At 72.9% G+C, this 11,890-nt stretch carries 15 protein-coding genes and 1 pseudogene; 8 read left to right on the top strand and 8 right to left on the bottom strand.

Going from position 1 to position 11,890, the window contains the following annotated elements:
• Positions 1-27: 27 nt before the first annotated feature.
• Complete coding sequence (locus JNK30_RS11110; RefSeq protein ID WP_293482302.1) at positions 28-201, bottom strand: DUF465 domain-containing protein; 174 nt, start codon at positions 199-201, stop codon at positions 28-30.
• Between the two features lie 124 nt (positions 202-325).
• Between JNK30_RS11110 and JNK30_RS11105 the strand changes: the two genes are divergently transcribed.
• Genes JNK30_RS11105 through JNK30_RS11095 form a run of 3 tightly spaced genes read left to right on the top strand, consistent with a single transcriptional unit; the run spans position 326 to position 1,601 of the window.
• Positions 326-925: a UbiX family flavin prenyltransferase gene (locus tag JNK30_RS11105; RefSeq protein ID WP_293482301.1), complete on the top strand. Its 600-nt coding sequence runs from the start codon at positions 326-328 to the stop codon at positions 923-925.
• A 3-nt stretch (positions 926-928) separates the two neighbouring features.
• Positions 929-1,372 carry a TIGR02444 family protein gene (locus tag JNK30_RS11100; protein WP_293482300.1) on the top strand — a complete coding sequence of 148 codons (444 nt, stop codon included), beginning with the start codon at positions 929-931 and terminating at the stop codon, positions 1,370-1,372.
• 13 nt (positions 1,373-1,385) lie between these two features.
• Positions 1,386-1,601, top strand: coding sequence for a DUF465 domain-containing protein (locus JNK30_RS11095; RefSeq protein ID WP_293482299.1), 216 nt, complete (start codon positions 1,386-1,388; stop codon positions 1,599-1,601).
• 275 nt (positions 1,602-1,876) lie between these two features.
• Here the strand turns inward: JNK30_RS11095 and JNK30_RS11090 are convergent, their stop codons facing one another.
• Positions 1,877-2,590, bottom strand: coding sequence for a GGDEF domain-containing protein (locus JNK30_RS11090; RefSeq protein WP_293482298.1), 714 nt, complete (start codon positions 2,588-2,590; stop codon positions 1,877-1,879).
• Positions 2,591-2,743: 153 nt separating this feature from the next.
• Between JNK30_RS11090 and purE the strand changes: the two genes are divergently transcribed.
• Complete coding sequence (purE, locus tag JNK30_RS11085; RefSeq protein ID WP_293482297.1) at positions 2,744-3,223, top strand: 5-(carboxyamino)imidazole ribonucleotide mutase; 480 nt, start codon at positions 2,744-2,746, stop codon at positions 3,221-3,223.
• A gap of 8 nt (positions 3,224-3,231) precedes the next feature.
• Positions 3,232-4,311 (top strand): 5-(carboxyamino)imidazole ribonucleotide synthase, encoded by a 1,080-nt coding sequence (locus JNK30_RS11080; RefSeq protein WP_293482296.1) that lies wholly within the window; start codon positions 3,232-3,234, stop codon positions 4,309-4,311.
• 4 nt (positions 4,312-4,315) lie between these two features.
• Here the strand turns inward: JNK30_RS11080 and JNK30_RS11075 are convergent, their stop codons facing one another.
• The 4 genes and pseudogenes from JNK30_RS11075 to acs all read right to left on the bottom strand — a co-directional run.
• Positions 4,316-4,969: a COQ9 family protein gene (locus tag JNK30_RS11075; RefSeq protein ID WP_293482295.1), complete on the bottom strand. Its 654-nt coding sequence runs from the start codon at positions 4,967-4,969 to the stop codon at positions 4,316-4,318.
• 11 nt (positions 4,970-4,980) lie between these two features.
• Positions 4,981-5,973 (bottom strand): small ribosomal subunit Rsm22 family protein, encoded by a 993-nt coding sequence (locus tag JNK30_RS11070; RefSeq protein ID WP_293482294.1) that lies wholly within the window; start codon positions 5,971-5,973, stop codon positions 4,981-4,983.
• Complete coding sequence (locus JNK30_RS11065; protein ID WP_293482323.1) at positions 5,973-6,314, bottom strand: hypothetical protein; 342 nt, start codon at positions 6,312-6,314, stop codon at positions 5,973-5,975. The genes JNK30_RS11070 and JNK30_RS11065 overlap by 1 nt, the downstream gene beginning before the upstream one ends.
• 57 nt (positions 6,315-6,371) lie before the next feature.
• A pseudogene (gene acs, locus JNK30_RS11060) lies at positions 6,372-8,306 on the bottom strand (acetate--CoA ligase); the annotation flags it as partial.
• Positions 8,307-8,419: 113 nt separating this feature from the next.
• Here acs and JNK30_RS11055 point away from each other — a divergent pair.
• The gene (locus JNK30_RS11055; protein ID WP_293482293.1) at positions 8,420-8,899 is read left to right on the top strand and encodes a hypothetical protein; all 480 of its coding nucleotides are present in this window, start codon (positions 8,420-8,422) and stop codon (positions 8,897-8,899) included.
• 112 nt (positions 8,900-9,011) lie between these two features.
• Positions 9,012-9,761, top strand: a complete 750-nt coding sequence (locus tag JNK30_RS11050; protein ID WP_293482292.1) for a creatininase family protein — start codon at positions 9,012-9,014, stop codon at positions 9,759-9,761.
• Positions 9,762-9,933: 172 nt separating this feature from the next.
• Here JNK30_RS11050 and JNK30_RS11045 read toward each other — a convergent pair whose 3' ends face one another.
• Together JNK30_RS11045 and JNK30_RS11040 are read right to left on the bottom strand one after the other, a co-directional pair.
• A complete protein-coding gene (locus JNK30_RS11045) occupies positions 9,934-10,368 on the bottom strand; it encodes a PaaI family thioesterase (protein WP_293482291.1) in 435 nt (144 codons plus the stop codon).
• A 2-nt stretch (positions 10,369-10,370) separates the two neighbouring features.
• Positions 10,371-10,814 (bottom strand): PaaI family thioesterase, encoded by a 444-nt coding sequence (locus tag JNK30_RS11040; RefSeq protein WP_293482290.1) that lies wholly within the window; start codon positions 10,812-10,814, stop codon positions 10,371-10,373.
• Positions 10,815-10,888: 74 nt separating this feature from the next.
• On the opposite strand from JNK30_RS11040, the gene JNK30_RS11035 reads away from it, so the two are divergent.
• The coding region (locus JNK30_RS11035) for a ligase-associated DNA damage response exonuclease (RefSeq protein WP_293482289.1) at positions 10,889-11,890 on the top strand (1,002 nt) is incomplete at its 3' end.

Raw genomic sequence — 11,890 nt, 5'->3', positions numbered from 1 at the left:
CCCGCCGCGAGGCGAGGGCCCGTCACGTCAGTGGATCTGGCCCCGGAGGGTCTCGATCTCCTCCTTGAGCCTGAGTTTCTGTCGCTTGAGTTCCTTGAGCTTGACGTCGTCGGCGTAGGGCCTGCGCATCTCGTCCTGGATCGCCTGTTCCAGGGACTGGTGGCGGGATCCGAGTTCGCGGATCCGGGCATCTAGCGCCATGCGAAGTGCCTCCTCTCAGTTCATGCGACTTCCGAGTGAACACCCGCTTCCGCCGGCTGTCAGATCACATATGGTTGCAGGGCGGCCGGGGAACCGGTTCCGCCTTCGAGTCGGGGATCCCTGAATGGCCAAGCCGGAGAAGCCGCGCCTGATCGTGGGCGTTTCAGGCGCATCCGGCGCCCTCTACGGCCTTCGCGCGCTGGCCGCCTGCCGCGACCTCGGCGTGGAAAGCCACCTCGTCATGAGCCGCTCCTCGGCGCTGACCCTGGCCCAGGAGACCGGCCTCTCGGTGGCCGACATGCAGGCCCGCGCCGACCAGGTCCACAAGGTCACGGACGTGGGCGCCTCCATCGCGTCGGGCTCGTTCCAGACGCTGGGCATGATCGTGGCGCCCTGCTCGGTGCGCACCATGAGCGAGATCGCCACGGGCGTGACGTCGTCGCTGCTGACCCGCGCGGCCGACGTGACGCTGAAGGAGCGCCGCCCCCTCGTGCTGATGGTGCGCGAGACGCCGCTGCACCTGGGCCATCTGCGCACCATGGTCAGGCTGGCCGAGATGGGCGCGGTGATCGCCCCGCCCCTGCCGGCCTTCTACGCCAGGCCGCAGAGCCTGGACGAGATGGTCGACCAGTCAGTGGGGCGCGCCCTCGATCTCTTCGGGCTGTCGTGGGCGCCGGTGAAACGCTGGGGCGAGGACATCGCCCCGCTCAAGGGCGAGGGCTGAGCCTTGGCGATCTGGGAATGGGTGCTGGAGGCCTACGCCCGGCCGGGCGTGCCCGAGGCCACGCTGAGGCTGCAGGACGAGCATGGGCAGAACACCTCGTTCCTGCTCTGGGCCGTGCACGCCGAGGCGAAGGACCCCGAACTGCTGAAGCGCGCGGCCGCGGCGGCGCGCGCCTGGGACGCGGTGGCGCTGAAGCCACTGCGCGCGGTGCGCCGCGACCTGAAGCCGCCCCTGCCGCCGTTCGACGACGATGCGCGGCTGGCGTTCCGCAAGGACGTGAACCGCCTGGAACTGGAGGCCGAGCGCCTGCTGATGGAGACGCTGGAGGGCCTTTCCAGAGGGTCCGGCGGCGCCGCCGCGCTGGAAGCGCTTGAAGCGGCGTCCGCGGCGTGGGACAGGCCCGCGCCCGCCGCCGCGCTCGCCGAGCTCGCCGCGGCGTTGGGGTAGGGACCGCGGCCCGATGATCGACTATTCGACGTTCACCGAGGAGGCGCTGGAGGCGCGTCTCGCGGAGCTGCGTCAGGACCACGCCGATCTCGACGCGGCGATCCACGCCCTCGCGGCCACGCCCGTGCCGGACCTGATCGTGATCGGCCGCCTCAAGCGCAAGAAGCTGCTGATCAAGGACGAGATCGCCCGCGTCGAGGACGTCCTCAACCCCGACATCATCGCCTGACCCCGTCCTTGAGACGCGCGCCCCCTGCCGGCCGCTCGCCCTTCCCACCACCCGCTCTTCGGCGGGCGGTCCCCCCTTCCCGCGCGCGGGAAGGGAAGGTGAAACAAGCCCGCCGCTCGCCTTTCCCGCTTGCGGGAAAGGGGGACCGCTCGCCGAGCCCGCAGGGCGTAGAGCGAGGGGTGGAAAGGGCAAGCCTCAGTCCCCGCGCTCAAGACACGCGCCCTGCCCGCCGCCTGCCCTTCCCACCACCCGCCGCGAGCGGGAAGGGAAGGGCCTCAGGCGCTCTTGCGGCGGCGCTTGGCGGCGAACATGGCCGCGTCGGCGTCGGCGACGAGCGACTCCGGATCGGCGTCGGCCACGATCTCGCGCACCCCGTAGCTGAGCCGCACCGGGGCGCTCCCGCCCGGAAACGAGATCGGCTCGGCCTCCATGGCCTGGGCCAGCGCCGCGGCCTTGGCCTCGGCCGTGGCCTGGTCGGTCTGCACGAGGATGAGGGCGAACTCGTCGCCGCCCATGCGCCCCAGCACGTCGCTCTCGCGCACATTGGCCGCGAGGCGCTCGGCCACCGCCTGGATCGCCGCGTCGCCGGCGCCGTGGCCGTGGCGGTCGTTGATCGCCTTGAAGCCGTCGAGGTCGAAGTAGACCAGGCTGGCGGGCGCGCCGTACCGCTCGGCGAAGGTGCGGATCCGCGCCAGTTCGCGCACGAAGGCGCGCCGGTTGAGGAGCGGGGTCAGCGAGTCGCGGTCGGCCAGCGCCTCGGCCTGCGACAGCCGCGCCTTCAGGCGGCCGACCTCGTTGCGCAGTTCGTCGAGTTCGGCCAGCAGGTGGCGGATCGCCGCCTGGACCGCCGGCGTCATCTCGGGCTCGGGCACGCCCAGGATCGCCACGGTGTCGGGTTTCGCCGCGGCCGCGGCGGCCGTCGCCTGGCGCGCCCCCGCCGGACGCCGGGCCGGCGAATAGGGATCGGTGCGCGCGCCGCCTACCTTCATGACCCGCCCCCCGACCTTCGCCTGTTGCAACGCAATGGTTAACGCATTCCATCGCGCCCCGGTTAAGGGAATCTGACCGGGCTGCATTGTGCCGGGAAGGGCGGCGCCTATACTCCGCGCCCTTCCGGGGCAGGGGAATCCGCAGAAACCGCCATGAGCGCGCCCGTCGCCATCATCATGGGCAGCCGGTCCGACTGGCCCGTGCTGCGCCACGCCGCCGAGATGCTGGAGGCGCTCGACGTGCCGTACGAGGCCAAGGTGGTCTCGGCGCACCGGACTCCGAAACGGATGTACGACTTCGCCACGGGCGCCAAGGCCGCGGGGGTGAAGGTGATCATCGCCGGCGCGGGCGGGGCGGCGCACCTGCCCGGGATGACGGCGTCGCTCACCGACCTGCCGGTGCTGGGCGTGCCGATCGAGTCCAAGGCGCTCAAGGGCATGGACAGCCTGCTCTCCATCGTCCAGATGCCCGGCGGCATCCCGGTGGGCACGCTGGCCATCGGCGAGGCCGGCGCGAAGAACGCGGGCCTGATGGCGGCCCGGATCCTCGCGCTTTCCGACGAAGGGCTGGCCGCACGGGTGGCCGAGTTCGCCGCCCGCCAGACCGCCAGCGTGTCCGAAGCGGTCGAATAGGACGTCCCATGCCGCAGTTCCCGCTTCCGCCCGGCTCCACCCTCGGCATCCTCGGCGGAGGGCAACTCGGCCGCATGCTGGCGCTGGCCGCCGCCCGGCTCGGGTTCGAGACGGCGGTGCTCGAGCGCGACGCCGACAGCCCCGCCGGCCAGGTCGCCACCCACACCATCGTCGGCGGCTACGACGACCCGGCGGCGCTCGAGGCGCTGGCCCGGCTGGCCCGCGTGGTCACCTACGAGTTCGAGAACGTCCCCGCCGCCTCGGTCCTGAAGCTGCAGGCGCTCGGCGTCGACGTGGCCCCGGGGGCCGAAGCGCTGTCGGTGGCGCAGGACCGCGTGGCCGAGAAGCAGTTCCTCAACGCCAGCGGCGCCCCCACCGTGGCCTTCGCCTTCGCCGACAGCGCCGCGGGCGCGGCGGCCGCCGCCGCGACCATGGGCGCGCCGCTGCTCATGAAGACCCGCCGCGAGGGCTACGACGGCAAGGGTCAGCGGTGGGTCGAGCATGTCGCCGACGCCGCGGGCGCCTTCGAGGCCCTGGGCGGCCGGCCCGTGATCCTGGAGGCGCCCGCCGACTTCGTGCGCGAGCTCTCGGTCATCGCCGCGCGCGGGCGCGACGGCGCCACGGCGGTCTATCCGCTCGCCGAGAACCACCACGAGCACGGCATCCTGCGGCGCAGCCTGGCGCCGGCGCTGGTGATGCCGCACATCGCCTTCGAGGCCGAGAAGATCTCCGCGCGCGTGCTGCAGGGGCTGAACTACGTGGGCGTGATCGGCATCGAGCTCTTCGAGATGCGCGACGGCCGCCTGCTGGTGAACGAGATCGCGCCGCGGGTGCACAACTCCGGCCACTGGACGCAGGACGGCTGCTCGGTCGACCAGTTCGAGCAGCACGTGCGCGCGGTCGCCGGCTGGCCCCTCGGGCCCACCCAGCCGCACGCCCGGATCGAGATGCTGAACCTGCTGGGCGACGAGGTCGACCAATGGGCCAAGCTCGCCGCCGAGCCCGACTCCCGGCTGCACCTCTACGGCAAGCGCGACGCCAAGCCCGGCCGCAAGATGGGCCACGTCAACAAGCTGAGGGCGCTCTGAGCCGTTATCCGCGCCCGTAGCGCAGGCGGCCGAGGAAGCCTGCGGCCAGGGTCAGCGCCTGTTCCGGCCGCACCTTGGTGGTGGCCTTCCACGTCTCGAACCGCATCACGTCGTCGATGCGGCGGTCGACGAAGTCCATGGCCGCCCCGCGGCCCTGGCTGAGGCGCACGGCCATGGCGCTGGTCAGGATCCCCGCCAGGATGGCGCGCTTGGAGTAGTGGTTCTCGTCGGTGGCCTCGTCTCCGGCCCAGCGCCAGAGCCCGTCGGCGCTCTCCCAGGCGAGGCGGCCGGCCAGGGGCAGCTGGGTCGGCAGGGCCATGAACCCCATCCAGCGGCGGGTGGCGGGCTCATCCTGGGCGGCGGCGTCGAGGCGGGCCTCCACGGCGCGGCGGATCCGCTCGCGGATCTTCAGGTTCGAGGCGTGGACGTCCGCCAGCGCCGCCAGGGCGCGCGCGTCGTGGCGGCGCGACAGCAGCGCGGCGAGGTCGGCGGCCCCGTGCGGCAGCAGCAGCTCGGTCTCGCCGGCGCTCATGCCCGCCGCCCGCCCGGCGAGCACGACGGTGCGGCGCGTCCAGCCGTGCGCGGGAACGAGCTTCAGGGCCTCGTCCAGGAGCTGCTGCTCGGCGCCCTGCGCCCAGGCCTCGGCGGCGGTGGTCATAGCGGGGACGTTTAGCGCGGCGCGGGCGCGGGCGCATCCTCCGCGTCGGGCCAGGCGTCGCCCCAGCCGAGCCGGCGCGCCACGGCGTGGGCGGCCTTGTCGCGGCGGGCCACGTGGCGGCGCTCGAGGCCCGCCGGGGTGCAGAGCTTGAGGTCGATGCCGGGCTTGCCCGCGTGCGGACGGGCGAGCACCCGGGCCCGGGCGGGCGCGGCGGCGACCCCTGGCCGCGCCGCCAGGACGTAGGCGAACTTCTCGTCCTCGAACGGCGCGCTGGCGTCCTTGGCGAGGCGGTGGTCCCGCGAGCGCGCCAGGCGGACGCTGAAGTGGCACCAGTCCGGGGCGGTCAGCGGACAGGCGTCGGCGTGCGGGCACGGCGCCAGGATCGTGGCGCCGCCGGCGATCAGGAGGCCGCGGGCCTCCAGCAGTCGGGCGTAGCCGGCGGGCGTGCCCGGCTCCACGAGGGCGAGGACGCCGTCCGTCGCGTTCCAGAGCCGCCCGACCACGCCGGCCTGCCCGACCGGCGGGATCTCGGCCAGCGCGTAGCTCGCCAGCACCAGGTCGGCCCGGGGCAGGTCGGCGCTCGCCAGGTCGCCGCGCCGCGCGTCCGGCTCGAACGCGCCGCTGGCCAGCCGTCCGGCCAGGGCGAGGAACGGGGCGCTGGCGTCCACCCAGGCGATGGCCCGCAGCGACGGCCAGGCCTCGCGCGCCGCCCAGCTTCCCCCGCCTGGCCCGGATCCGGCGTCGAGCAGGCTCGCGGGCCTGAAGCCGGGGGCCACGCGCCGCGCCTCGGCGAACACGGCGGCCGCGGCGGCGTAGGTGGCGGGCAGGCGGGCCAGCGCGTAGGCCAGGGCGTCGTCGGCGCCGCGGATGGCCGCCGCCGAGGTCCCGCCGGCGCGGTAGGCCGCTGTGGCGGCCGCCCTCCGCGCGCCCAGGTCGCGCCGCGGCCGGCCCTCGAGCTCGCGCGCGATGGCGGCCTTCAGCGCCGGGGGCAGGTCCCCGCCCATCAGGCCAGGAGGTCGGCCCGCAGCTTGGCGAGGTGCGTCGCCACCGCCGGGTCGGCGAGGCCCGCGGCGTCGCCGGGTTCGCCCGTGCGGGCGATGCGGGTCAGGACCGGGCGCACCACCTCGCCGGAGTGGGTCTTGGGCAGCGGGCCGAAGATCACCGCCTCGGGCACGGCGTGGGCGCCCACCTCGCGCCGAAGGAAGCCCTTCAGGTCGGCCGCCAGCACGTCGGTCGCCATCAGCGCCGGGTCGGGCGTCACGAACGCCCACAGCGCATCGCCGCCCTGCCCCGACACGGCGACGATGGCCGCCTCGACCACCGCATCGTGCGACGTCAGGGTCACCGCGAGGGCGGCGCACGAGACCCGCTGGCCAGCCACGTGGGCCTCGTCGTCGCCGCGGCCCGCGCGGTTCTTGACCAGGTCGTCCACCACCGCGGGCTCGGCCAGGGTCGAGGTGTCGCCCAGGTTGCCCAGGTCGTCCTCGGCGATCTTGCGCAGGATGCGGCGCATGATCTTGCCCGAGCGGGTCTTCGGAAGCCCCGGCGCGAACTGGATGACGTCGGGCGCCGCGAAGGGCCCGATCTCGTGGCGCACGTGCCCGCGCAGGTCGGCCATCAGCGCATCGGTGGCGTCCACGCCCACCTTCAGCGTCACGTAGCAGTAGATGCCCTGGCCCTTGATGTCGTGCGGATAGCCCACCACCGCGGCCTCGGCGACCGCCGGGTGGCTGACCAGCGCGCTCTCGATCTCGGCCGTGCCGAGCCGGTGGCCGGAGACGTTGATCACGTCGTCCACGCGGCCGGTGATCCAATAGTAGCCGTCGGCGTCGCGGCGCGCCCCGTCGCCGGTGAAGTACTTGCCGGGATAGGTCGAGAAGTAGGTGTCGATGAAGCGCTGGTGATCGCCGTAGACGGTCCGCATCTGGCCCGGCCAGCTGTCGGTCAGGCACAGGTTGCCGCTGATCGCGCCCTCCAGCACGCCGCCCTCGGCGTCCACCAGCTGCGGATAGACGCCCGGGAGCGGCTGGGCGCACGAGCCCGGCTTCAGCGCATGCGCCCCGGGCAGCGGCGTCATCAGGCAGGCGCCGGTCTCGGTCTGCCACCAGGTGTCCACGATCGGGCAGCGGCCCTCGCCCACCACGCGGTGGTACCAGAGCCAGGCCTCCGGATTGATCGGCTCGCCCACCGTGCCCAGGAGGCGGATGGTGTCGCGCGGCCACTTCTTCACCGGCCCGTCGCCCTCGCGCATCAGCGCCCGCAGCGCGGTGGGGGCCGTGTAGAAGATCTCCACCTTGTGCTTGTGGCAGACCTCCCAGAAGCGGCTGGAGTCCGGATAGTTCGGCACGCCCTCGAACATCAGCGTCGTCGCGCCGTTGGCGAGCGGGCCATAGACCACGTAGCTGTGGCCGGTCACCCAGCCCACGTCGGCGGTGCACCAGAAGATCTGGCCGGGCCGGTAGTCGAACACCACCTCGTGCGTCCAGCTGGCCCAGGCGAGGTAGCCGCCCGTGGTGTGCAGCACGCCCTTCGGCTTGCCCGTCGAGCCCGAGGTGTAGAGGATGAACAGCGGATCCTCGGCGCCCATCGGCTCGGGCTCGCACGTGGTCTCCACGGTCTTCTTCAGGTCCGAGAAGTAGGCGTCGCGGCCGGCGATCATCGGCACGTCGCCGCCGGTGCGCTTCACCACGATCACGTCGGTCACGCCCGGGCACGACGTCAGCGCCTCGTCCACGTTCAGCTTCAGCGGCACGATCCGCCCGCCGCGCAGGCCCTCGTCGGCCGTGATCACGATCTTCGAGTCGCAATCCTGGATCCGGCCGGCCAGGCTGTCGGGCGAGAAGCCGCCGAACACCACCGAGTGGATCGCCCCGATCCGGCTGCAGGCCAGCATCGAGGCCGCCGCGGCGGGGATCATCGGCAGGTAGATCGTGACCCGGTCGCCCTTCTTCACGCCCTTGGCCTTGAGCACATTGGCCCAGCGGCAGACCTCGGCGTGCAGCTGCCGGTAGGTCAGCGCGTCGTACGACTTGCCGTCGTCGCTCTCCCAGATGATCGCGACCTGGTCGCCCCGCTCGGCCAGGTGCCGGTCGAGGCAGTTCGTGCTGACGTTCAGCACGCCGTCGTAGAACCAGCGGATGCGGAAGTCGGCCTTGTCGTAGGAGACGTCCTTGACCTTGGTGAAGGGCGTCATCCAGTCGAGCCGCGCGCCGATTTCGGTCCAGTAGCCGTCCGGATCCTCGGCCACGCGCCTGACCGCCGCCGCATATCGCTCGGCGTTGAGATGGGCCGTCTGCGCCCAGTCTGCGGGAACCGGGAAAACCTCGCCGTCGGACACGCGCGCACCTCCGAGATCTGTCGCCGAGGGAGTAGCCGCAGTGACGCGCGGTAAGCAACCGTGCGGCGCCGTGCGCCCTTGATGCGGCGCGGGCGAGCCGCGAGCCTTGGGGGATGATTCGGAGCCTTTCCGTCATCGTTGCCGCGGCCCTGCTGGCCGGATGCGGCGGGCCGGCGCCCAAGGGCGCGGCGGAGAGCGCCAGCCGACTGCTGGCCGCCGCCGTGGCGGGCGACCGCGTGGCGTTCGAGGCCGAGATCGATCGTCCGGCCGTGCGCGACGACGTCCGCCGCCAGATCGCCGAGGTGGCCCGCGGCAAGGCCCTGGAGGTCGAGGGCGGCCCCTCCGAATTCGCGCTGGACCGCATGATCAGCCCGGCCGCCATCCGCCTCGTCCACGCCGGGACCGGCCAGCCGCTCGCCGCCCCGCCGACCGTGGCCCAGGTGACGAAGCTCATGCGCGCCGCCGACGGCGGCCGCGCCTGCGTCGAGGGCCGCAAGGGCGACTGCCTGCTCACCTTCGCCAAGGAAAAGCGCCACTGGCGCCTCGTCGGCATGAAGGCCATGGACGTCGAGATCGAGGTGGCGCGGCGCTGAAGGCGCGGCGTCTCTCTTCCTGGGGCCTGTTTCCCCCGGTGGGCCAGGCCATTGCATCGCGCGGCGGGTTGCCTTCGAATTGCGCCGCAACGTCGTACAGGATTTCCCCCGCATGCTGCTTCACCTGTCCACCTGGGCCGAGGTCGAGGGCTTCCTCGCCCGTTCGAAGACCGTGGTCGTGCCCATCGGGTCGAACGAGCAGCACGGGCCGACGGGCCTGCTCGGCACCGACTGGCTTTGCCCGGAGATCATCGCCCACGAGGCCGAGAAGGCCGGCGACATCATCGTCGCCCCGACGTTCAACATCGGCATGGCCCAGCATCACCTGGATTTCCCGGGCACGATCGCGCTCAGGCCTTCCACCTTCATGCTGGCGATCGGCGACTGGTGCCGCAGCCTGAGCCACGCCGGCTTCGAGAAGCTCTACTTCCTCAACGGCCACGGCGGGAACGTCGCCACCATCGAGGCGGCCTTCTCCGAGCTCTACGCCGAGGCGAGCTACGCCGGGCGCAAGCGCGGCTTCGCCTGCAAGCTCAAGAACTGGTGGGACCTGAGGGGCGTGACCGCGCTCGCCAACCAGCAGTTCCCGGTGGGCCACGGCAGCCACGCCACGCCCAGCGAGATCGCGGTCACCCAGTGGGCCTATCCGCACGCCATCAAGAGCGCCAACTACGCGCCGCAGATCGCACCCACCGGCCCGATCCGCGAGGCCGCCGACTTCCGCGCCCGCTACGCCGACGGCCGCATGGGGTCCGACCCCGGCCTCGCCACGCCCGAGAAGGGCGGCGAACTGGTCAAGCTGGCGGCCGCCTCGCTGCTGGAGGACGTCGCGGCCTTCGGGGCGGAGTCGTCCCCGGCCTGACGTTTGGCCTGGACCCGCCCCTGCCCACCGCTGTCATCCCGGTTTCGCCCCGGGCGAAAACCGGGACCCATACACGCCATGTCCGAAGGTCGGGCGCGGCCGCCGCACCCGCCTTGGCCGCCGGGTCTATGGGTCCCGGCTCTACGCTGCGCCGTTCGCGCGGTTCCAATGGCTACGGCGCGACCGGCTCGCCGCTGCTCCGCAGCAGGAAGTGGCCGGTCAGGCCGGCCACGAGCTTGGTCCGGCTCTCCTGCCAGGCTTCCACCTGCACGTTCGCGACTCGGCGGCCGACCTTGCGCAGGATGGCGCGGGCGTAGGTGTCGCGCGCGCCCGCCGAGCGCAGGTACTCGATGGTCACGTCGATGGTCTTCGGCACACGCCCGCCGGGCTCGGCCAGCGCCAGCTGGGCCAGCGCAGTCAGCTCCATGAAGGCGCCGATCACGCCGCCGTGGATCGCGGGCAGCACCGGATTGCCGATCAGGTGCTGGCTGAACGGCAGCACGGCGGTCATCTCGTCGCCCGCCAGTTCGACCCGCATGCCGAGGAAGCGGACATAGGGCACGCGCTGCAGGAAGGCGTCGAGGCTCTGGGTCGCTGCGTCGTCCATCGTCAGGCCTTCAGGGGCTGGGCGCGCGTGTTGAGCATGAAGGCCGCCTGGGCGGTGGCGACCAGGTCGCTGCGGTCGGCGTCCCAGGCCTCGGCGCGGACGAAGCCGACGGTGCGCGTCAGCCGGTACGCATGCGCCTCGGCGGTCACGCCGGCCTTGGGCGCGGCCGGGCGAAGATAGTCGATCCGCAGGTCCAGGGTGGCGATCGGGACCGGCTGGCCGATGGCCGAGTTGATCGCCAGGCCGCAGGCGTGGTCGATGAGCGCGGTCACCACCCCGGAGGCGATGACGCCCGTCTCGGGATCGCCGACCAGGTCCTCGCGCCACGGCGCGCTCATCACCCCTCGCCCCGGCTCGATGGAGACCAGCGTCAGACCCAGGGCGTCGGCGTGCGGAGCCATCAGCATCCTCTCGGGCAGGGGCGTTGTGTGGAAGAAATCCGACATCGGTCCGGCGTAGGGTCCCGCGCCCGCGGAAGTCAATGTGCGGAGCCGAAAGGCCGCCCCTACATTGAAGGGCGATGATCCGTCCCCAGGACCTGCTCTGTCCCAAGCCCGAGGGCCTCTACTGCGCCCCCGGCGACTTCTACATCGACCCCGTCCGCCCCGTGGCGCGGGCGGTGATCACCCATGGGCATTCCGACCACGCGCGCGCCGGCCACGGCGCGGTGCTCGCCACCGCCGAGACCCTCGACATCATGGCCGAGCGCTACGGCCTCGACTTCGCCCAGGCCAGGCAGGCCGCGGCCTACGGCGAGGCGGTCGCCCGCGACGACGTGGCGGTGACCCTGGTCCCGGCCGGCCACGTCCTGGGCTCGGCCCAGGCGGTGGTGCGCTGGAAGGGCCTGACCATGGTGGTGAGCGGCGACTACAAGCGGCGGCGCGACCCGACCTGCCCGCCGTTCGAGCCGGTCCCGTGCGACGTCTTCATCAGCGAGGCGACCTTCGGCCTGCCGGTCTTCCGCCATCCCGACGACCGCCAGGAGATCGCCCGCCTGCTGCGCTCGGTCGCCCAGTTCCCCGAGCGCAGCCACATCGTGGGCGCCTATGCGCTCGGCAAGGCCCAGCGGATCATCCGGCTGCTGCGCGAGGCGGGCTGGGATCGCGTGATCCACGTCCACGGCGCCCTCGAGCGGCTCAACGCCCTCTACGAGCGGCACGGCGTCGACCTGGGCCCGCTGGCCCCGGCGACCACCGCGAAGAAGGCCGACTTCGCCGGCGCCATCGTGATCGCCCCGCCGTCGGCGATGCAGGACCGCTGGAGCCGCCGCTTCCCCGAGCCCGTGGCGGCCTTCGCGTCGGGCTGGATGCAGATCCGGGCGCGCGCGAAGCAGCGCGGCGTCGAGCTGCCCCTGGTGATCTCGGACCACGCCGACTGGGACGAGCTCACCGCCACAGTCGACGAACTGCGCCCGGGCGAGCTCTGGATCACCCACGGGCGCGAGGAGGCCCTGGCCCGCTGGGCCGCCCTGCACGACATCCCCGCCCGCGCCCTGGCCCTGGTGGGCTACGAGGACGACGAG

The sequence above is a fragment of the Phenylobacterium sp. genome (assembly GCF_016793225.1).
In the GTDB taxonomy this organism is placed as follows: domain Bacteria; phylum Pseudomonadota; class Alphaproteobacteria; order Caulobacterales; family Caulobacteraceae; genus Phenylobacterium.
This window is presented reverse-complemented; position numbering and strand designations above follow the sequence as displayed.

Bases quoted from the DNA above. Each gene is read 5' to 3' on its own strand.
- JNK30_RS11110 (WP_293482302.1), bottom strand. From the start codon at position 201: ATGGCGCTAGATGCCCGGATCCGCGAACTCGGATCCCGCCACCAGTCC.
- JNK30_RS11105 (WP_293482301.1), top strand. From the start codon at position 326: ATGGCCAAGCCGGAGAAGCCGCGCCTGATCGTGGGCGTTTCAGGCGCA.
- JNK30_RS11095 (WP_293482299.1), top strand. From the start codon at position 1,386: ATGATCGACTATTCGACGTTCACCGAGGAGGCGCTGGAGGCGCGTCTC.
- JNK30_RS11090 (WP_293482298.1), bottom strand. From the start codon at position 2,590: ATGAAGGTAGGCGGCGCGCGCACCGATCCCTATTCGCCGGCCCGGCGT.
- purE (WP_293482297.1), top strand. From the start codon at position 2,744: ATGAGCGCGCCCGTCGCCATCATCATGGGCAGCCGGTCCGACTGGCCC.
- JNK30_RS11080 (WP_293482296.1), top strand. From the start codon at position 3,232: ATGCCGCAGTTCCCGCTTCCGCCCGGCTCCACCCTCGGCATCCTCGGC.
- JNK30_RS11075 (WP_293482295.1), bottom strand. From the start codon at position 4,969: ATGACCACCGCCGCCGAGGCCTGGGCGCAGGGCGCCGAGCAGCAGCTC.
- JNK30_RS11070 (WP_293482294.1), bottom strand. From the start codon at position 5,973: ATGGGCGGGGACCTGCCCCCGGCGCTGAAGGCCGCCATCGCGCGCGAG.
- JNK30_RS11055 (WP_293482293.1), top strand. From the start codon at position 8,420: ATGATTCGGAGCCTTTCCGTCATCGTTGCCGCGGCCCTGCTGGCCGGA.
- JNK30_RS11050 (WP_293482292.1), top strand. From the start codon at position 9,012: ATGCTGCTTCACCTGTCCACCTGGGCCGAGGTCGAGGGCTTCCTCGCC.
- JNK30_RS11045 (WP_293482291.1), bottom strand. From the start codon at position 10,368: ATGGACGACGCAGCGACCCAGAGCCTCGACGCCTTCCTGCAGCGCGTG.
- JNK30_RS11040 (WP_293482290.1), bottom strand. From the start codon at position 10,814: ATGTCGGATTTCTTCCACACAACGCCCCTGCCCGAGAGGATGCTGATG.